23 protein-coding genes are annotated in these 18,214 nt (G+C 57.5%); 21 read left to right on the forward strand and 2 right to left on the reverse strand.

Annotation, left to right across the window (positions count from 1 at the left end; genetic code table 11):
- Positions 1-20: 20 nt before the first annotated feature.
- Positions 21-227, reverse strand: a complete 207-nt coding sequence (locus tag EKM86_RS02590) for an LBP_cg2779 family protein (protein ID WP_054665217.1) — start codon at positions 225-227, stop codon at positions 21-23.
- 155 nt (positions 228-382) lie between these two features.
- Here EKM86_RS02590 and EKM86_RS02595 point away from each other — a divergent pair, with 155 nt between their 5' ends.
- From EKM86_RS02595 to EKM86_RS02630, 8 genes are all read left to right on the forward strand, one after another.
- Complete coding sequence (locus EKM86_RS02595) at positions 383-688, forward strand: hypothetical protein (RefSeq protein ID WP_125754959.1); 306 nt, start codon at positions 383-385, stop codon at positions 686-688.
- A 242-nt stretch (positions 689-930) separates the two neighbouring features.
- Entirely contained in the window at positions 931-1,299 is a 369-nt protein-coding gene (locus EKM86_RS02600; protein WP_125754960.1) for a type II toxin-antitoxin system RelE/ParE family toxin, read from the forward strand.
- Positions 1,299-1,562 carry a helix-turn-helix domain-containing protein gene (locus EKM86_RS02605; protein WP_125754961.1) on the forward strand — a complete coding sequence of 88 codons (264 nt, stop codon included), beginning with the start codon at positions 1,299-1,301 and terminating at the stop codon, positions 1,560-1,562. The genes EKM86_RS02600 and EKM86_RS02605 overlap by 1 nt, the downstream gene beginning before the upstream one ends.
- 153 nt (positions 1,563-1,715) lie before the next feature.
- Complete coding sequence (locus EKM86_RS02610; RefSeq protein WP_125754962.1) at positions 1,716-2,831, forward strand: lactate oxidase; 1,116 nt, start codon at positions 1,716-1,718, stop codon at positions 2,829-2,831.
- Positions 2,832-3,189: 358 nt separating this feature from the next.
- Positions 3,190-3,660 carry a flavodoxin domain-containing protein gene (locus EKM86_RS02615; RefSeq protein WP_125754963.1) on the forward strand — a complete coding sequence of 157 codons (471 nt, stop codon included), beginning with the start codon at positions 3,190-3,192 and terminating at the stop codon, positions 3,658-3,660.
- 5 nt (positions 3,661-3,665) lie between these two features.
- Positions 3,666-3,899 carry a hypothetical protein gene (locus tag EKM86_RS02620; RefSeq protein WP_125754964.1) on the forward strand — a complete coding sequence of 78 codons (234 nt, stop codon included), beginning with the start codon at positions 3,666-3,668 and terminating at the stop codon, positions 3,897-3,899.
- Positions 3,899-4,078, forward strand: a complete 180-nt coding sequence (locus EKM86_RS02625; RefSeq protein ID WP_125754965.1) for a hypothetical protein — start codon at positions 3,899-3,901, stop codon at positions 4,076-4,078. The genes EKM86_RS02620 and EKM86_RS02625 overlap by 1 nt, the downstream gene beginning before the upstream one ends.
- A gap of 57 nt (positions 4,079-4,135) precedes the next feature.
- Complete coding sequence (locus EKM86_RS02630) at positions 4,136-4,540, forward strand: pyridoxamine 5'-phosphate oxidase family protein (protein WP_125754966.1); 405 nt, start codon at positions 4,136-4,138, stop codon at positions 4,538-4,540.
- A gap of 57 nt (positions 4,541-4,597) precedes the next feature.
- Here the strand turns inward: EKM86_RS02630 and EKM86_RS02635 are convergent, their stop codons facing one another.
- Positions 4,598-5,272, reverse strand: a complete 675-nt coding sequence (locus EKM86_RS02635) for a type 1 glutamine amidotransferase (protein ID WP_125754967.1) — start codon at positions 5,270-5,272, stop codon at positions 4,598-4,600.
- Positions 5,273-5,504: 232 nt separating this feature from the next.
- Here EKM86_RS02635 and rsmG point away from each other — a divergent pair, with 232 nt between their 5' ends.
- From rsmG to EKM86_RS02700, 13 genes are all read left to right on the forward strand, one after another.
- Entirely contained in the window at positions 5,505-6,233 is a 729-nt protein-coding gene (rsmG, locus tag EKM86_RS02640; RefSeq protein ID WP_125754968.1) for a 16S rRNA (guanine(527)-N(7))-methyltransferase RsmG, read from the forward strand.
- Between the two features lie 3 nt (positions 6,234-6,236).
- Positions 6,237-7,112, forward strand: coding sequence for a nucleoid occlusion protein (noc, locus tag EKM86_RS02645; RefSeq protein ID WP_125754969.1), 876 nt, complete (start codon positions 6,237-6,239; stop codon positions 7,110-7,112).
- Between the two features lie 9 nt (positions 7,113-7,121).
- Entirely contained in the window at positions 7,122-7,892 is a 771-nt protein-coding gene (locus EKM86_RS02650; protein ID WP_125754970.1) for a ParA family protein, read from the forward strand.
- On the forward strand, positions 7,882-8,748 hold the full coding sequence (locus EKM86_RS02655; RefSeq protein WP_125754971.1) for a ParB/RepB/Spo0J family partition protein: 867 nt from the start codon (positions 7,882-7,884) through the stop codon (positions 8,746-8,748). The genes EKM86_RS02650 and EKM86_RS02655 overlap by 11 nt, the downstream gene beginning before the upstream one ends.
- Positions 8,749-8,767: 19 nt before the next feature.
- The gene (locus EKM86_RS02660; protein ID WP_125585323.1) at positions 8,768-8,968 is read left to right on the forward strand and encodes a DUF951 domain-containing protein; all 201 of its coding nucleotides are present in this window, start codon (positions 8,768-8,770) and stop codon (positions 8,966-8,968) included.
- Between the two features lie 4 nt (positions 8,969-8,972).
- Positions 8,973-10,073: a redox-regulated ATPase YchF gene (gene ychF, locus EKM86_RS02665; RefSeq protein WP_125754972.1), complete on the forward strand. Its 1,101-nt coding sequence runs from the start codon at positions 8,973-8,975 to the stop codon at positions 10,071-10,073.
- 11 nt (positions 10,074-10,084) lie between these two features.
- A complete protein-coding gene (locus EKM86_RS02670) occupies positions 10,085-10,774 on the forward strand; it encodes a DUF1129 domain-containing protein (RefSeq protein ID WP_164506140.1) in 690 nt (229 codons plus the stop codon).
- Positions 10,775-11,006: 232 nt separating this feature from the next.
- The gene (gene guaB, locus EKM86_RS02675; RefSeq protein ID WP_125754974.1) at positions 11,007-12,494 is read left to right on the forward strand and encodes an IMP dehydrogenase; all 1,488 of its coding nucleotides are present in this window, start codon (positions 11,007-11,009) and stop codon (positions 12,492-12,494) included.
- Between the two features lie 402 nt (positions 12,495-12,896).
- On the forward strand, positions 12,897-13,583 hold the full coding sequence (locus EKM86_RS02680; RefSeq protein WP_125754975.1) for a response regulator transcription factor: 687 nt from the start codon (positions 12,897-12,899) through the stop codon (positions 13,581-13,583).
- 2 nt (positions 13,584-13,585) lie between these two features.
- Positions 13,586-14,758: a sensor histidine kinase gene (locus EKM86_RS02685; RefSeq protein WP_125754976.1), complete on the forward strand. Its 1,173-nt coding sequence runs from the start codon at positions 13,586-13,588 to the stop codon at positions 14,756-14,758.
- A 14-nt stretch (positions 14,759-14,772) separates the two neighbouring features.
- Positions 14,773-16,068: a D-alanyl-D-alanine carboxypeptidase family protein gene (locus EKM86_RS02690; protein WP_125754977.1), complete on the forward strand. Its 1,296-nt coding sequence runs from the start codon at positions 14,773-14,775 to the stop codon at positions 16,066-16,068.
- 38 nt (positions 16,069-16,106) lie between these two features.
- Entirely contained in the window at positions 16,107-16,568 is a 462-nt protein-coding gene (greA, locus tag EKM86_RS02695) for a transcription elongation factor GreA (RefSeq protein ID WP_125754978.1), read from the forward strand.
- A gap of 45 nt (positions 16,569-16,613) precedes the next feature.
- A complete protein-coding gene (locus EKM86_RS02700) occupies positions 16,614-18,167 on the forward strand; it encodes a UDP-N-acetylmuramoyl-L-alanyl-D-glutamate--2,6-diaminopimelate ligase (protein WP_125754979.1) in 1,554 nt (517 codons plus the stop codon).
- The last annotated feature ends 47 nt before the right edge of the window (positions 18,168-18,214 follow it).

Raw genomic sequence — 18,214 nt, forward strand, 5'->3', positions numbered from 1 at the left:
CTCGTTTTGGGTTAAGCGATTTACTTGCCGGTTGGCTTGTGTTCCATGTAGTCGCGGAGGCTGGCCACAACGCTTGCTTCCGGCTGCTCACGCATCGCCTTGATGTTGTGGATGTGCTCCACTGACACGTGGCTGTTTAGTGCCATTTCCGTATCCGTGAGGTCATTCTTGCGCTGGAACTCAATGATCTCGCGTGCAAAAGCGCTCAGTTGGTCTTTTTCATTCACTAGTGTGAACCTCCTTGATTCATGTTCTACGTCTAGTATACCGAATTTCAGGCCAAATGCGCAGCGAAGTTGTTTTGGTTGCAAAAACGAACAGATGTTTGTACAATATAAGTAAGGAGAATTGTTGAAGGGGCTAGTGGAAGGAGCTGGTATTCATGGATCGCTTCGCCTATCTGAATACGCTGGCAAACGCCCAGGACACGCCGATGCGCGTGCGGCGCTTCGAGAACAAGAACGTGATCATTCGCCGCAACTTGGCCAATCACCAAGGCCTGACCACTGAGGTCTGGAACGCCTGGTTGCAAAAAATGCTGCTGCGCTTTTCCGGCTTTGAACCGGTAATCGAAGTGGACCGGTTCGGCAAAGAGCCCGACATCCGCTTCTTCCGCGAAAGCGAGCTGCAGGATGCGATTCACTTCATCCTGACCGGCAGCAAGGCACCGGAAGCTGCGGTGGACTAATTAATCTATAAGATGAGTTTGAAGCCAGCCGTTGACTGGCTTTTTTTTAGCTTCAGATGTTCTAGGCAAAAGTGTATTAACCGCTGAAACGCAGAACGGGCATTGAGGATATTCAGCGCCCTCTGCGTAATATTTGTGTGGATCAACTGTTGACCGGAAAAGTTAACACGTTTGCTATTTTCAGACAATAGCAAACGTGTTAACATTATTGGCGAAGGCGCCTTAAGAAAGTGAGTGCCTCCATGTATATCATCGATTTCTATGAAGACAAGGACGGATATAGCGACTTCCAAACATATCTGGAGAAATTGCTGATCAGCCATGATCAGACGGATAGAATGGTCCTCAAGAAGATGAGATACCAGATGAAACTGCTGGAAAATTTAGGCCCTGCATTAAGGATGCCTCAGGTAAAAGAGTTGAAGGGCTATGCTTCGAGGCTGTTTGAACTGCGTCCACTCCCTGAGCGGGTGTTCTTCTCCTTTTCGGGTAAGGACCGGTACGTCATCCTGTCCCACTATACAAAACGTCAAAACCGCACAGATCCGCGGGAAATCCTCCGCGCACTCTCGCGGCTTGAGGATTGGTTAAAGCGAAAGGGGAAACGCTAATGGCAACTTGGAAAAGCTTTGAAAGTAAGATGGACGAGGCGTTTTCTTCAGAGGAGCTTGAGGTGATCGATACCCTTGCCGCACTTCACAGTGAACGCATCCGGCAGGGACTGTCGCAGCACGACCTCGCGCAAAAAATCGGGATGAAGCAACCGCAGCTGGCAAAAATCGAGCGCATGGACTCCTTGCCATCACTCAGGACGCTGGATCGCTATGCGACAGGACTGGGGTTAAAGTTGAAATTATTGGTGACGCACGAATGACGCAACTGAAGATTCGTCAATCAAGTCAATTAAACCGGGCGCTGAGCCTGGTTTTTAGTTTACTTGCAAAAAGTTAGCCATTTTCTGTTTACTTATAAAATGTAAGTGATATGATTGTACTCGTAATCAATTAACCCATTGGAGGCAATCAATATGACTTTAACAAATGGCTACGAACAAAGTGATCGCGAACAGAAGTTGGACATCGTCAACCTGCCAAGTCTTGAGGCAGAGGCCAAGAAGATCATCCCAACTGGCGGCTTTGGCTACATCGCCGGCGGCTCCGAGGATGACTGGACCTTGCGCCAGAACACGGCCGCGTTTGGTCATCTGCAGATCGTTCCTAAGGCCTTGTCGAACATCGAGCAGCCAAGCACGGCGACTCACGTCTTCGGCCTTGACCTGAAGACCCCGATCATGATGGCACCCACTGCGGCTCAGGGCCTAGCCCACAGTCAAGGCGAAAAGGACACCGCGCGCGGCGTTGCGGCCGTTGGCGGTCTGATGGCGCAGAGTACTTACTCTTCCACCTCGATTGCTGACACTGCGGCAGCCGGCAACGGTGCGCCTCAGTTCTTCCAGCTGTACATGAGCAAGGACTGGACCTTTAACGAAAGCCTCCTGGACGAAGCCGTTAAGGCCGGCGTTAAGGCGATTCTATTGACCGTCGACGCCACAGTTGATGGCTATCGTGAAGCCGATATCGTCAATAACTTCCAGTTCCCGATCCCGATGGCGAACTTGACCAAGTTCTCCGAAGGCGACGGTAAGGGCAAGGGCATCGGCGAGATTTACGCCAGTGCCGCCCAGAAGATTTCTGAAGACGACGTGCGCCGCATCGCGGACTACACGCACCTGCCGGTCATCGTCAAGGGCATTCAGTCTCCAGAAGACGCGCTGCGCGCAATTGGCGCTGGCGCCGCCGGCATCTATGTCTCCAACCACGGCGGCCGTCAGCTGAACGGTGGCCCGGCATCGATCGATGTCCTGCCGGCCATTGCCAAGGCCGTTAACCACCAAGTTCCGATCATCTTTGACTCCGGCGTTCGTCGCGGCAGCCACGTCTTCAAGGCGCTGGCTGCAGGCGCTGACCTGGTTGCCATGGGCCGGCCGGTCATTTACGGTCTGGCTTTGGGCGGTGCGCAAGGTGTGCAGTCCGTCTTCGAAGAGCTCAACCACGAGCTTGAGATCACCATGCAGCTTGCTGGCACCAAGACAATCGAGGACGTGAAGCACGCGCCTTTGACTCACTTTAACTACGCGGAATAAGTTTAGTGGAAAAGCCGCTGAGGAGACTCGGCGGCTTTTTGCGTAGGTGCGCTCAGGCGAGCAACGCCCGAGCAGGTAGCTACGCTCAAGCCCTCACCGCCAAAAAGCGGCGGTAATGACTTGGGCTGGGCTACCCGTCGGGCTAAGAGCGCTCAGCTTCGCAGCCTGCAGCCTAGTTGCGCTCAGCCGAACAATGCCCGAGTGGCTAGCTACGCTCAAGCGCAGGCACCGCTGCGCGGCACCAGCACTTGAGCTAGGCTAGCCATCGGGCTAAGTGCGTTCGGCTTCGCAGCCTGCAGCCTGAAACCCTTTTCCCTCTTCCATCTGACAGGGTATACTAGAGGCAGAGGTGAGCGCGATGACGATTTTGATCTTGTACGAATCCGTGACGGGTAACGCCAAAGGGATGGCTCGGATCTTGCAGCTGTTCTTTGAACGCGAAGGGGCAACGGTCACGGTGGGTCAGATGCAGCAAACCGACGCCGCGGTGATGGCCAATTACGACGCCGTGATCATTTCCACCTACACCTGGCTGGGCGGCATTGTGCCGCCGCCAGTTAATGACTTCTATGAAGATATTCCGCAGGTGGATCTCAGCAAGCCGGTTGTCGTCGGGGTGGCCGGCACCGGCGACCCGTGGTACGGCAAGGATTACAACACCGCACCTGACTTGTTCGACGCGGCGTTTGAGCAGGCCGGCGCAGTGGTCGGGGCCGCCCCGGTCAAGATCGAGCAAGGCGCCGAAAAGTCTGACATGCCGGCGTTCGCGGCGTTCGTGAAGGCCATTATCGCGAAGGTCAAAGACGTCCAGGCACACGCAAAGGAGTGAGCAATATGGCAGAAGAAACCATTTTCTTCAATCCCGGCGACGCGATCGCCAGCGACTACGATTTCCAGGCCGCGCGGCGGTCGGCGGAGATTTTTAAGGTGGACCACGCCTCGACTAAGGGGCTGATCGTGGCCAAGGACGGTCAGGGCCGCTTTGACGTGTTTTACGAAGGCGCTGACACAGATCCGAATGCCGGCAAGGAGAAGCCGACCCGCTATACAATCTTGGCGCGGCTGTGATGCGGCGCAGACTATGGGCCTCACTTGGGTTGGTCGCCGGCTTGGCGATCGGGGCGGTTGGCGAATGGTGGCTGCTGCGGCCGCTGGCGCCCAACCCGTTTCTGGTTGGCCTGGTGGGTCTGGTGATGGGTGGCCTATTGGCGCTGCTGATTAGTTTTTGGTGGCCGAAGCGCCGTTAGACCGCTGGTGTGGTATACTATTCTGGTAACAAAAAGTAAGCGAAAGGATCTGATCTCATGGCAACATTGACACAAGAAATGAAAGACATGATCGGCTCACAACTCAACTTTTTAGCCACGGCGGATGAAAATGGGAATCCGCAAGTCGGCCCGAAAGGCACCATGCGGGTCTTTGACGACCATCACCTGATCTACAACGAGGAAACCGGGCGTCACGCTTGGCACAACCTGCAAAACAACGGCAAGGCCGCGGTGGCTTCAGTCGACCGCAGCAAGCTCAAGGGCTTCCGCTTTGAGGGCACCGTTGAAATTCACAAGGATGGCAAGATTTTTGACGACGCGCAGGCCTTTGCGCAAAGCAAGCATCTGCCAGCCGCAATTGCCGCAGTGGTGATTTCCGTTGACCGCATTATCAAGCTCGACGCTGGCCCTAATGCTGGCACCGTGATCGAAGAAGACTAGGGTTAACTGAAAAGCACCCCACCAAGCCTGATGACTTGGTGGGGTGCTTTTGCGCAGCTAGGCGGTGGGCTGACCCACGCGGTCTAGGTGGCTTTTGACGATAAGCTTGGCGATGGCCTTGGCGATGTTTGCGTTGCGCAGGATCGGGCCGTGAGCGTAGCTGCCAAACGTGTTTTTGTAGCGCATGCCTTCCACGCCGTCATCTGGGTTGTTGCCGTAGCCCTGAATCATTTTGCCCAGCGGGTGCAGCTTGTTTTTGTCGTCGAAGTACGTGCGGCCGCTGTGATTCTCGAACGCCTTGACTGTGCCGTATTCGGTTTCAAACTCGGTGTCGCCGATCATGCGCGCGTCCGCCTTGAACACGGTGTGCAGCGGCAGGATGCCGAGGCCCTTGATGGTGGTGCCGTCTGAGGTCTTGTAGTAGGCGCCGAGCAGCTGGTAGCCGCCGCAGATCGCCAGCATGGGCTTGCCGGCTTCGATATAGTCCGCTAGCGTATCCTTGAAGCGGGGCAGGTCCTTGGCCACGACGGTTTGCTCGTAGTCCTGGCCGCCGCCGAAGAAGACAAAATCATAGTCCGCCGCGTTAAACGGGGTGCCCAAGCTGACGTTGTCCACAACGACCGCATACCCTTCCTGGCCCAGCCAGTAGCGCAGGATCTTGACGTCGCCGCTGTCCCCGTACGTGTTCATCAGGTCTTCATATAAGTACGCGATGCGAATTGGCTCTGCCATAGCGCGCTTCCTTTCTCGTTCTACTTGCGCACAATTTTAGCACACGAAGCGGTAAAGCAAAAGCACCAAGGCGGCGGCGAAAACGCGGCCAATCGCGGTGGGCAGTGTTTTTCGCCCCGGATGTCAGGTTGTGACTGGCGGCCGATTAAGTTAAACTAGAGGGTGTCGTGAAACCAGTAAAAAGTTTCACACTGCGCGGGGCTAACCCCGGGCAGAGAAGGGAGGCAGACTGATGGATGAAGCCGAGTTCAAAGCCGCGGTGGCGGCACTGGGGACTGCGCCTAGCGCCGCACAGCTGGCCCAATTCGCGCGCTACTACCAGGAGTTGGTGGCAGCCAACGAACACGTGAACCTGACGGCAATCACCGAGCAGCCGGCAGTCTACCTCAAGCACTTTTATGATTCCCTGACGCTGCTGACCGCTGCGCCGCAGTTGTTGAGCGACCCCTTGACGGTGTGTGACGTCGGTGCCGGGGCAGGCTTTCCGTCCCTGCCGGTCAAGATCATGGCGCCGCAGCTGGACGTGACGATCGTTGATTCGCTCAACAAGCGGATCGCATTTCTCGAAGCGCTGGTTCAGACGCTGGGCCTCAGCAGCGTCCACCTTTACCACGACCGGGCCGAGACGTTCGGCGGCAAGCGCAGTGCGCACCGTGAGGCCTATGATGTGGTGGTTGCCCGCGCCGTGGCGCCGCTGAACGTGCTAGCTGAGCTGTGCCTGCCGCTGGTGCGGCCGGGCGGCCAGTTCGTCGCGCTGAAGGGCAGCAAGGGTGAGGAAGAAATCGCCCATGCCAAAACCGCGTTTGGGGAGCTGGGCGGCAAACTGAAGCAAGTGAAAACCCTCAACCTGCCGGAAACCGGCGATCCGCGCACCCTGATCGTTGTCGATAAAGTCAGCACCACACCGGGCCGGTTTCCGCGCAAACCGGGAACCCCCAGCAAGCAACCGTTAGGAGGTTAGCCATTGGCACTCTTTTTTGGAAAGAAAAAACCGCAAAGCAACCAAACGGTAGTCCAGGAGCTGCCGCTGTCTGCCATCGTGCCCAACCGTTTCCAGCCGCGTAAAGTGTTCAGTCCCGAGGCCATCAAAGAACTGGCCGACACAATTTCCGAGCACGGGCTGCTTCAGCCGATTGTGGTGCGCGAGTACGAGTCTGACCACTACGAGATCATCGCCGGCGAGCGCCGTTTTCGCGCGATGCAGTCGTTGCATTTTGAGAAGGCACCGGCCATTGTTCAGAAAATGAGCGATGAGGAATCGGCAGCGATGGCGCTGATTGAAAATCTGCAGCGCGAGGGCCTGTCCCCAATCGAAGAGGCCGAGGCGTACACTGACCTCATGAAGCTGAATGCGATGACGCAGCAGGACCTGGCCAAGCAGCTGGGCAAGAGCCAGTCGTTTGTCGCCAATAAGCTGCGCCTGCTAAAGCTCTCTGATTCGGTTCAAGATGCGATCATGAACGGCCAGTTGTCCGAGCGCCACGGCCGCGAGCTGCTGAAAGTGGATGATTACCACCAGCAGCTGCTGCTGCACGAGATTTTGGCCAATCACCTGACCGTGAAGGAAACCGCCCAGCTGGTCGATGAAACGCTGGGCGTGAAACCCGCCGATGCCGCCGCCGAGCAGGCCAAGTCGACGACCGCGGCGAAGGACCAAGGCAAGGCCAAGAAGCCGCGCCGGCGCCGCAAGCCGATCACCAAGGACGCGCGCATGGCGGTCAACACCTTGAAGCAGTCGGTCAAGCTGATCGAAGACGCCGGGCTGACCCCGCAGGTGAAGGAAGAGGAGACCGCTGCGGCCTACCGCTTCATCATTGAAATCCCAAAGGGAAAGAAGTAGGAGGGCAAGATGGCAGCACATGTGATTGCAATCGCAAACCAAAAAGGCGGCGTCGGGAAAACCACGACGACCATCAATTTGGGGGCCTGTCTGGCCAGTGCCGGTAAACGCGTCCTCATTGTTGACGCCGACGCCCAGGGCAATGCCACGTCCGGCGTTGGCGTGCCAAAGGCCGAAGTTGAAAGGGATATCTACGATGTGCTGGTTTCGGAAGAGCCGATTCAGTCGGCCATCATGAAAACCAAACACCAGAACCTCTCAATCGTGCCCGCCACCATTCAACTGGCCGGCGCGGAAATCGAGCTGACCAACCAGATGGCGCGCGAGATGCGGCTCAAGTTGGGTCTGCAGCCGGTGCTTGACCAGTACGACTACGTGCTGATCGATTGTCCGCCGTCTTTGGGCCAGCTGTCGATCAACGCGTTCACCGCGGCCAATTCGATTCTGATTCCGGTCCAAAGTGAGTACTACGCGCTGGAGGGGTTGAGCCAGCTGCTCAACACGGTGCGTTTGGTGCAAAAGCACTTTAACCCGACGCTGAGCATCGAAGGGGTTTTGCTCACGATGTACGACGCTCGCACCAACTTAGGCGCGCAGGTCATCGAAGAGGTGCGCAAGTACTTCGGCGATAAGGTGTACGACGTGGTCATTCCGCGCATCACCCGCCTGGCAGAGGCGCCCAGCTACGGCCTGCCGATCATCGATTATGATCCGAAGAGCAAAGGCGCAGAAGTATACGAAGCGTTGACTAAGGAGGTGCTAGCGGCCCATGGTGAATAAAAACAACAAAGGCTTAGGGCGAGGCATCGATGCCATTTTCAAGGACTTCGAAAGCCCAGACCTGACGGTGAACAATGTGGACGAACTGCCCCTTAAGGACATTCGCCCGAACCCGTACCAGCCGCGCAAGTCGTTCGACCAGGCGGCCTTAAGCGAGCTGGCCGCGTCGATCAAGCAAACCGGGGTGTTTCAGCCCATTATCGTGCGCAAAAGCGTCTCCGGTTACGAGATCATCACTGGCGAGCGGCGGTTCCGCGCGTCCAAGCTGGCCGGCAAGAAAACCATTCCGGCGATCATCCGGACCTTTGATGATCCGGAAATGATGGAAATCGCGGTGCTGGAAAACTTGCAGCGCGAGGACCTCACCCCGCTCGATGAGGCGCAGGCGTATGATACACTGATCAAGAAGCTCAGCCTGACCCAGGCGGAAGTCTCCAAGCGCCTCGGTAAGAGTCGGCCATACATCGCCAACTACCTGCGCCTGTTGACCCTGCCAGATGCGGTGAAGAAGCTGCTGAACGAGAAAAAGCTGTCGATGGGCCAGGCCCGCACGCTTCTGTCGCTCAAGGACAAGAAGCGCCTGGTGCCGCTGGCTAAAAAGACGGTGCAGGACAACCTGACCGTCCGCCAGCTGGAGCGCCTGATCAACCAGATGAACGAAGGCGCAAAGCCCGCCAAGAAGCCCGCGCCCAAGTCGCCATTTTTACGCGAAAGCGAGCACCAGCTCCAGGATCGCTTCGGCACCAAGGTCAACATCGCCCAAAGCAAGCAGGGCAAGGGTAAAATTGAGATCGACTTTGAAACCCAAGACGACCTCACCCGCCTGCTGGACCTGTTCAACGTTGACCTGAATTAATCAACAAGGGGGAATCCGGATGTATGAACTGCACGATCGCGTCCTGATGAAAAAGCCGCACGCCTGCGGCACCAACGACTGGGAGATCATTCGCGTCGGCATGGACATCAAGATCAAATGCACCGGGTGCGGGCACATCGTGATGATGAGCCGCCATGATTTCGATCATAAAATGAAGAAGATCCTGGTAAAAGCAAACAGCGAAAAGGAAAGTGAGTAACGCAATGGCATTAACAGCAGGTATCGTCGGCTTGCCCAACGTCGGTAAGTCCACATTGTTCAACGCGATCACAAAGGCGGGCGCCGAAATGGCGAACTACCCCTTTGCGACCATCGACCCCAACGTCGGCATGGTCGAGGTGCCGGACAGCCGCCTGGCCCGCATCGACGAGCTGATCCCGGCCAAGAAGATCATCCACACTACCTTTGAGTTCACGGACATCGCCGGCATCGTTAAGGGCGCGTCCAAGGGTGAAGGCCTGGGCAACAAGTTCCTGGAGAACATTCGCCAGGTCGACGCCATCGTGCACGTGGTCCGCGCGTTCGACGACGACGAAATCACCAGCGTCACCGGTAAGGTCGACCCGCTGGACGACATGGAGACAATCAACTTAGAGCTGGCCATCGCCGATCTCGATTCCGTTGACAAGCGCTACACCAAGGTCCAGAAAGTCGCCAAAAGCGGCGACAAGGAAGGCAAGGCGGAGTTCGCCGTGCTGGAAAAGATCAAGCCGGTGCTGGAAGCCGGCAAGCCGGTCCGTTCTTTGACGTTCACCGAGGACGAGCAAAAAATCGTCCACGGGTTGTTCCTGCTGACCGACAAGCCGGTCCTGTATGTTGCGAACATCGCGGAGGCCGACATGGCCGATCCCGATGCGTCGCCGTACGTTCAGCAGATCAAGGCTGAGGCCGCCAAGGAGAACGCGGAAGTGATCGCGGTCTCTGCCCGCACCGAAGAGGAAATCGCTGAGCTGGACGACGCCGACAAGGCCGATTTTTTGGAGGCCGAAGGGGTGTCAGAATCCGGGCTGGACAAGCTGATCAAGGCCAGTTACCACTTGCTGGGGCTGGCGACCTTCTTCACCGCCGGTGGGCCGGAAACGCGCGCTTGGACCTTCAAAAAGGGCATGAAGGCGCCGCAAGTGGCCGGGATCATTCACTCCGACTTCGAGCGTGGCTTCATTCGCGCCGAAACGATGAGCTTTGCCGACCTCGATAAGTACGGCTCGGTGCAGGCGGTCAAGGAAGCCGGCCGTTACCGCTCTGAAGGCAAGGAATACGAAGTGCAGGACGGGGACATCATCGAGTTCCGGTTCAACGTTTAGGGGGAACAATTGTGACGGAAAAACCAGTCAAAGAAGCCGAAGCAGTCGAGGAAGTCGTTGACGTCGACGCCTTGCTGGGCAAGCTCTCGAAGAAAAATGACGAGTACGTGTTCAAGCTGCGCCGGATCCTGACCGATCACCAGTGGTCGGAAGAACGCCAAAAAACCGTGCTGCAGGAAATGCTGCCGGAAATTATCACGGCCCAGCACCAGGGTAAGCCGGCCACCCAGCTTTACGGCCCGGTCACGGAAAAGGCGAACAGCCTGATCCACCGACCGAAGAAACGCAAGAAGGTGCCATTTTGGCTGAACGGGCTGGACTTGATGTTTCTTTTTTCCAGCATGTTCGGTTTAGTGTACGGGGTCATGGGGTACTTCAATCGCAACAAGCCGCAGGTCGCCAGCGGTAACGGGCTGCTGTCGCTGCTGCTGATGGCCGCCGTCGCCGGCTTTGCCTTTGCCTACTACAATGAGTGGAGCACCAAGAAAAAGGCGGACCGGCGCAAGACTTGGCAGGTCATGGTGATGATGGTCATGGTCATCCTGGTGGGCTCTTGGGCTGCCGGGGCGGTCGGCATGATCAAGTCGCCCATCACGTCCCCGATGCAGTGGCCGGTTTACCTGGTCGTGGCCGTGGTCACGTACGGTATTCACTACCTGCTCAAGCGGCGCTACCACCTGCGTGGGTTGATGGCCCAATAAGCCGAACTTTTGGCCACCTTGGGTCACATAAGTCTTGAATATAACGAACGATTTATTTTAACTTGGGGTAATTGAACCGAATCATTCGGAGCTAGCTCTTGAAAAATGAGATATTTTTCATTTACAAACCGCGCTGGGTCAAGGCTCAGCGCGGTTTTTTGCGTCTCCATTGACGCTGTACGGTTGCCAGTGCTATGCTGGTCAACAACAAAAAACGAAAGAGGGCTCTCACTTGAGTAATTGGGACACGAAGTTCGCGCGTAAAGGATTTACGTTTGACGATGTGCTGTTGATCCCTGCAGAAAGTCACGTTTTGCCGCAAGATGTTGATTTGAAAGTGCAGCTCGCACCGAACCTGAAGTTAAACATTCCGATCCTGTCCGCCGGCATGGATACGGTCACCACTTCCGCGATGGCCATCGCCATGGCGCGCCAGGGTGGCCTCGGGGTCATTCACAAGAACATGAGCATCGCCCAGCAGGCCGACGAGGTCCTGACGGTGAAGCGCTCCGAAAACGGCGTCATCATCAACCCGTTTTTCCTGACGGCCAATGACCCGGTTTCAGCGGCTAATGCACTGATGAAAAAGTACCGTATCTCTGGCGTGCCGATCGTCGATTCCAAGGATTCCCGCAAGCTGACCGGCATCATCACCAACCGCGACCTGCGCTATGTCACCAATCACAGCGTCGCGATCGGTTCCGTGATGACCAAGGAAGGCCTGATCACGGCCCCAACCGGCACCTCGCTGCAAGAGGCCGAACAGATTCTCCAGGCCCACAAGATTGAAAAGCTGCCGTTGGTTGACGAAGACGGCCGCCTGTCCGGTTTGATCACCATCAAGGACATCGAAAAAGTCGTCGAGTTCCCGGCTGCCGCCAAGGATGATCATGGCCGCCTGCTCGTGGCCGCCGCGGTCGGCGTCACCTCTGATACCTTCGAGCGCGCCCAGGCGCTGCTGGATGCTGGCGCCGATGCCATCGTCATCGACACGGCCCACGGTCATTCCGCCGGCGTACTGCGCAAGGTCAAGGAGATCCGCGCCCACTTCCCGAACGCGACGCTGATTGCCGGCAACGTGGCCACCGCTGAAGGCACCGCCGCCCTTTACGACGCTGGTGTTGATGTGGTCAAGGTCGGCATCGGCCCAGGCTCCATTTGCACCACTCGCATCGTCGCCGGTGTCGGGGTGCCCCAGCTGACCGCGGTTTATGACTCGGCTACCGAGGCGCGCAAGCGCGGCAAGGCCATCATCGCCGATGGCGGGATTAAGTACTCCGGTGACATCGTCAAGGCCCTGGCCGCTGGCGGTACCGCCGTCATGCTGGGGTCCATGCTGGCCGGGACCGACGAGGCACCTGGCGACATGGAAATTTATCAGGGTCGCCGGTTCAAGACCTACCGCGGCATGGGCTCGCTCGGGGCAATGGAGCAGGCGCACGGCAGCAAGGACCGCTACTTCCAAAGCGGTGTCAACGAAGCCAAGAAGCTGGTTCCGGAAGGCATCGAAGGCCGCGTTGCCTATAAGGGCAGTCTAGCCGATGTGATTTACCAGATGGACGGCGGTCTGCGCTCAGGCATGGGCTACGTCGGCGCCAAGACAGTGACCGACCTGCAGGATAACGCCCAGTTCATCCAGATCTCCGGCGCGGGTCTGCGCGAAAGTCACCCGCATGATGTTCAGATCACCAAGGAAGCGCCTAATTACTCGGTTGAATAAACTGATTCGACCGCTTTTCGGCCCCGATGCAAGCAGCCCGCTTGCACCGGGGCTTTTTGCGGCCACTTCCTTAAGAATTTCCAGCTCCTGGCCAAAGGCGTAAGCAGGCTTGCAGTCCTTTTGGTACAATGAAGGCGGACTGAAGACTTTTCTGCAAATGGTAGTCGGTCAATCGTGTCCATTTAGCGGCGGTGAAGGGGCGCCTTTGCAGCCTTAGTCGCGCTCGGACTAAAACCGCCCCGCTTCACAAGCTTATCCTAGTCGCGCTCCGGCGGGCAACGCCCGAGCATCTAGCTACGCCACAGGCCTCGCCGCCAAAAGCCGCGGCAATGCCTGTGTCTAGGCTAGCTGTCGGGCTAAAACCGCCCGCCTTCGCAGCCTTATTTAAAAGGAGCCCTAAAAATGAAAATTCTCATTGTGGATGACGACAAGGAAATTGTTGAACTCCTCAGCATTTACGTCAAAAATGAACATTACGAACCAATTGAAGCATACAGCGGCAAAGAGGCCATCACGAAGCTGGCCACGAATCCCGACATTGCGCTGATGATCCTCGACATCATGATGCCGAACATGTCCGGCATCGATGTGGTCAAGCAGGTGCGCAAGGACTCGCAGATTCCCATCATTATCGTGTCAGCCAAAACTGGCGACATGGATAAGATCCAGGGCCTGATCACCGGCGCAGACGATTACGTCACCAAGCCGTTCAACCCGCTGGAAGTCATGGCGCGGGTCAAGAGCCTGCTGCGCCGCTCCACCAACAACGTTACCAACACCGAGCCGGACAAGCTCGAGGTCGGGCCGCTCACCATCATGAAGGACAGCCACGAAGTCACCACGCTGACCGGCAAGCAGATCCAGTTGACGGCGCTTGAGTTCGGCATTTTGTACTTGCTGGCCAGTCACCCCAACCGGGTCTTTTCTGCCGATGAGATTTTCGAGCGGGTCTGGCAGCAGGAGTCGATCGTGTCGGCCAAAACCGTCATGGTCCATGTGTCGCACCTGCGTGACAAGATCGAAGAGGCCACCGGCGGCGAAAAGGTGATCGAAACCGTCTGGGGTGTCGGCTACAAAGTCGAGGCCTAAGCATGGGAGAAAAAGTCCGCCTGACCGGCAAGGAGAAATCCGAGCTCTGGTTTGAAGGGGTCGTCACTGTCGTGCTGCTTTTGATGCTCAACTTTGCCCTATTCGTCCTGCTCAAGGAGCTGGTGGATCTCAGCCAGCAGCTGCAGGATTCGATTTGGAGCGTCAAAAACGTGCTGACGTTCGGCCAGGACAAGCAGCACCTGTGGTCCTGGCGCAGCGTCTTCATGGTTGCCATGGCGGTGCTCGATGTGATTGTCGTGTACTGGCGCCTGATTCACCGTTACCGCCAGATCCAGATGCGCCACGTCATTCGCGAACTGCATTACATCGCCGATGGTCACCTGGATCACCGCATTCAGTTCAGTGTCAACACCGACCTGCAAAAGGTGATCAACTCGATCAACGCGCTGGTCGACTCTACCGTTAACTCGATGGAAGAAGAACGGCGGATCGAAAGCAGCAAGGACGAGCTGATCACCAACGTGTCCCACGACATTCGCACGCCGCTGACCTCGATCATCGGCTACCTTGGGCTGATCGAGGACAAGCAGTACAAGAGCGATGAGGAGCTGGTCAAGTACACGCACACCGCGTACCTAAAGGCCAAGCAGATGAAGGTGCTGGTCGAGGACCTGTTTGAGTACACGAAGGTTCGCCAGACCACCACGCCCCTGAACCCGGTGAAGTTCGATATGCTGGCGATGCTGGAACAGCTGGCCGCCAGTTTTGAGCTGGAAGGGCAAAAGCACCACCTGCGCTTTGTGGTGTCCGGCCGTCCGAATCCGCTGATGATGGAAGCCGACACCGAAAAGCTCGGCCGGGTCTTCAACAACCTGATCGCCAACGCCTTGAAGTACGGCAAAGGTGCTCACCACATTTTCCTGACGGCCGAGGCCGTGGGCTCTGAAGTGGTAATCAAGGTGCAAAACGACGGGGAGCAGATCCCTAACGATTCACTCAGCAAGCTGTTCGACCGCTTTTATCGGGTCGAGGGCTCGCGCAACCAGGAAACTGGCGGCACCGGGCTGGGCCTGGCGATCGCGCAAAGCATCGTCACTCTGCACGGCGGCTACATCTACGCCGACTCGACGCCTGAGCTGACCAGTTTTGTGATTCACCTGCCGCGCACCTTGGGGCAGACGCTCAAGCCTGACCAGAAAATCAAAAACGAATAATGAGGAGTTTAACAATGAAAAAACTTTGGCGCGGCCTAGTCGTTTTGGTCGCAAGTCTTTCTGTGTGGGCCGCGGCGGCCCCAACCAGTGTGGCGGCAGCGACTAACGTTGACGTTGACGCAAAAGCGGCCCTCGCCGTGGACGCCGAATCCGGGCAGATCCTGTACCAGAAAAACGCCGACCAGGTGCTGCCGATCGCGTCGATGACCAAGATGATCTCGCTGTACCTGGTGCTGCAGGCGATCCATGACGGCAAGCTGAAGTGGACGGACACGATTTCCCCGGACAACGCGATTTACACGCTGGCCAAGGACACGAGCCTGTCCGGGGTGCCGCTGGAGCCTGAAAACAAGTACAGCGTTAAGGAGCTTTACCAGGCCAGCGTGATCTACTCGGCCAACGACGCGATGATGCTGTTGGCCAACGCGGTGGCGGGCTCGCAGGAAGCGTTTGTGACGAAGATGACCAGCCTGCTCAACGGCTGGGGCATTAACGACGCCAAGATCGTCAACGTGACCGGGCTGAACAATTCGGAGCTGAAAACGGACCGCGTCCCAGGCACGCCCGCGAATGCGGAAAACGAAATGTCAGCCAAAGATATGGCCATTGTCGCCAAGCACTTGCTGAACGACTACCCGGAGATCCTGGACACGACGAAAATTACGAGCATGACCTTCCGGCCGGGCACCAGCGACGCCACCAAGATGGATAACTACGACTGGATGCTGAAGGGCTTGGTTTCCGCGCAAAAGGACCTGCCGGTTGACGGGCTGAAAACTGGGACCACTGACCTGGCGGGGAACTGCTTCACCGGCACGGCCAAAAAGAACGGGTTTCGGGTCATCACCGTGGTTCTGAACGCCGGCGGCACAGCCCAGACGCGGCGCTTTGACCAAACGGCCAAGCTGATGCGCGCCGTGTTTGCCGATTGGCAGCCGCTGACTGCGACGGTCAAGGGCCAGACCGTCACCGGCCACAAGCGTCTGGCGGTCGACAAGGGGAAGCAGACCAAGGTGGCGCTTGAAGCCGCCGAAAACGTCTCGGTGCTGGTGCCGACCAGCGCCTCTGCCAAGGACCTGACTTACCACTACACACCGGCCAAGGGCTTTGCCAAGCAGGCGGAAGCCCCGGTCAAAAAAGGCACCACGGTCGGGCAGCTGACTGTTGACGCCAAAGACGAGAAGCTGAGTTACCTAGGAAACGCAGCCGGCAATCAAACCAAGCTGGTCACGGCCACTAATGTCGAAAAGGCCAACTTCTTCACGCTGCTGTTTCGGGGCATCGGGGAATTTTTCAGTCATTTGTTTTAACGACGACGCCAATCAACGCCTAGTTGGGAGGCATATTCATGGTTCAGTATCACAAAATCACAGAAGACGGAATGAAGACGCTCAAGGCGGAAAAGGTGTTGCTTCAGGCAGAGCGGCCGCACAAGATCAAGGCGTTGGCCGAGGCCCGCGCTTTGGGCGACCTGTCGGAGAACGCCGAGTACAGTGCGGCAAAGTATGAGCTGCACCACCTGGAAGGGCGGCTGCGGTACCTGGACAAAGTCATCCGCTACGGCCAGGTCGTGTCCGCGGATCCCAAGCCGATCGCCGATTTGGGGAAAAGCGTGACGCTGCGCTTTGACGATGACGAAGACGTGACCACGTTCCACTTGGTCGGGCCGCATGAGGCGGCGATGAAGCCGGGCAATCTGGCCATCAACTCGCCGCTGGGCCGCGCGTTAAACGGCCGCAAGGTGGGCGACACCGTGACCGTGAACGCCCCGAGCGGCGCCTACCAGGTCACCGTCGTCAAGCTGGCCTGAGCCTATGCTATAATTGCTCGTGAACAAACACAGAGGAGTCTAAACATGGCACTTTCATTGCACGCATGCATCTTGCTCTTAAAGGAGCACCACCTGCTGAAAAGCAGCGCGGTTCAAAGCGACCTGGACACGGACATGTCCGGCATCGCGTACGATTCCCGCAAGGTTTCCGGCCCGACGCTGTTCTTTTGCAAGGGCACGCACTTCCGGCCGGTTTACCTGTCGATGGCCAAGGACAACGGCGCGACGACCTATGTCGCGGAAAAGCCGTACGTTGAAGGCAACGGCATGAACGCTTTGATTGTGGTCAACATCACCAAGGCGATGGCGATCCTGGCCGCGGCGTTTTACGATTTTCCGCAGGACGACCTATTTGTGGTCGCCTTCACCGGCACCAAGGGCAAAACCACCTCGGCGTACTTTGCCCGCGGCATTTTGGAGCAGGCCCACCCCAAGCACGTGGCCCTGTTTTCGACTATTGACACCATCGTGGGGCCCAATCCGGATCAGCGCTTCAAGTCCGATCTGACCACCCCGGAATCCGTCGACCTGTTCCGCAACATGCGCGCGGCCGTCGACAACGGCATGACCCACCTGGTGATGGAAGTGTCCAGCCAGGCCTACCTGCGCAACCGCGTGTTTGGGCTGAGCTACGACGTGGGCTTTTTCCTCAACATCACGCCGGATCACATCGGCCCCAACGAACACCCGAACTTTGCCAACTACCTGCACAACAAGCTGCAGCTGCTGGTGAACTCGCGCCAGGTCGTGATCAATGCCGAAACCGAGCATTTTGATGAGGTATACGCGGCGGCTACCACCACCACGTACCCCGATTCGATTTACCTGTTTGCCAGTGCCGACTTCAAGCCCAAGCGTGATGACATTCGCATCGATTTTCGCTTCGACAGCAAGGCGCTGAGCACGACGCGCAGCCAGTTTCAGCTGGTGCCAGTGACCGACAAGGCCGCGGCGCTCAATGTGTCAGGTAAGTACACGCTGAAGCTGATCGGCGACTTCAATGAAAGCAACGCCACGGCCGCCATCATCGGCGCCGGCCTGGCCGGTGTTGACGGCGCCAAGGCGATCCCTGGCATCGAAAATGTCACGATCCCCGGCCGCATGGAGCACATCGAAGTGCCCGGGCACGGCGTGGTGTACGTGGATTACGCGCACAACTACGGCGGCATGAAGGCGCTGCTGCACTTTCTGAAGGTCGAGTACCACGATCCGCGCATGCACGTGGTTCTCGGCGCCCCCGGCGACAAGGGCGTTTCGCGCCGGCCGGGGTTTGCCAAGGTGCTCAGCGAGTACGCGACGACGGCATACCTGACCACCGACGATCCGGGCTTTGAAGATCCGGCCAAGATTTGTGCCGAAATCGATTCCGGCATCGACCACGATAAGGTCACCGTGCACACCGTGCTGGATCGCCACGAAGCGATCGAGTCGGCCATCAAAGAAAGCGGCCCAGACGATGTCGTGATCGTTGCGGCCAAGGGCGCGGACCCCTACCAGAAGGTCCGAGGCGTCAACACCCCGTGGCCAACCGACATGGTCGTGGTCAAGGACGTGGCCGCAAAGCTCGCGGCCAAGTGACGCAGGCTTGTGGCAAAATCAAAACGCGACCCTTTTCGCACTGAGGC

This window comes from Lacticaseibacillus hegangensis (assembly GCF_003946465.1).
GTDB classification, from domain to species: Bacteria; Bacillota; Bacilli; order Lactobacillales; family Lactobacillaceae; genus Lacticaseibacillus; species Lacticaseibacillus hegangensis.

Bases quoted from the DNA above. Each gene is read 5' to 3' on its own strand.
- EKM86_RS02595 (WP_125754959.1), top strand. From the start codon at position 383: ATGGATCGCTTCGCCTATCTGAATACGCTGGCAAACGCCCAGGACACG.
- EKM86_RS02600 (WP_125754960.1), top strand. From the start codon at position 931: ATGTATATCATCGATTTCTATGAAGACAAGGACGGATATAGCGACTTC.
- EKM86_RS02605 (WP_125754961.1), top strand. From the start codon at position 1,299: ATGGCAACTTGGAAAAGCTTTGAAAGTAAGATGGACGAGGCGTTTTCT.
- EKM86_RS02610 (WP_125754962.1), top strand. From the start codon at position 1,716: ATGACTTTAACAAATGGCTACGAACAAAGTGATCGCGAACAGAAGTTG.
- EKM86_RS02615 (WP_125754963.1), top strand. From the start codon at position 3,190: ATGACGATTTTGATCTTGTACGAATCCGTGACGGGTAACGCCAAAGGG.
- EKM86_RS02620 (WP_125754964.1), top strand. From the start codon at position 3,666: ATGGCAGAAGAAACCATTTTCTTCAATCCCGGCGACGCGATCGCCAGC.
- EKM86_RS02625 (WP_125754965.1), top strand. From the start codon at position 3,899: ATGCGGCGCAGACTATGGGCCTCACTTGGGTTGGTCGCCGGCTTGGCG.
- EKM86_RS02630 (WP_125754966.1), top strand. From the start codon at position 4,136: ATGGCAACATTGACACAAGAAATGAAAGACATGATCGGCTCACAACTC.
- EKM86_RS02635 (WP_125754967.1), bottom strand. From the start codon at position 5,272: ATGGCAGAGCCAATTCGCATCGCGTACTTATATGAAGACCTGATGAAC.
- rsmG (WP_125754968.1), top strand. From the start codon at position 5,505: ATGGATGAAGCCGAGTTCAAAGCCGCGGTGGCGGCACTGGGGACTGCG.
- EKM86_RS02650 (WP_125754970.1), top strand. From the start codon at position 7,122: ATGGCAGCACATGTGATTGCAATCGCAAACCAAAAAGGCGGCGTCGGG.
- EKM86_RS02655 (WP_125754971.1), top strand. From the start codon at position 7,882: ATGGTGAATAAAAACAACAAAGGCTTAGGGCGAGGCATCGATGCCATT.
- EKM86_RS02660 (WP_125585323.1), top strand. From the start codon at position 8,768: ATGTATGAACTGCACGATCGCGTCCTGATGAAAAAGCCGCACGCCTGC.
- ychF (WP_125754972.1), top strand. From the start codon at position 8,973: ATGGCATTAACAGCAGGTATCGTCGGCTTGCCCAACGTCGGTAAGTCC.
- EKM86_RS02680 (WP_125754975.1), top strand. From the start codon at position 12,897: ATGAAAATTCTCATTGTGGATGACGACAAGGAAATTGTTGAACTCCTC.
- EKM86_RS02685 (WP_125754976.1), top strand. From the start codon at position 13,586: ATGGGAGAAAAAGTCCGCCTGACCGGCAAGGAGAAATCCGAGCTCTGG.
- EKM86_RS02690 (WP_125754977.1), top strand. From the start codon at position 14,773: ATGAAAAAACTTTGGCGCGGCCTAGTCGTTTTGGTCGCAAGTCTTTCT.
- greA (WP_125754978.1), top strand. From the start codon at position 16,107: ATGGTTCAGTATCACAAAATCACAGAAGACGGAATGAAGACGCTCAAG.
- EKM86_RS02700 (WP_125754979.1), top strand. From the start codon at position 16,614: ATGGCACTTTCATTGCACGCATGCATCTTGCTCTTAAAGGAGCACCAC.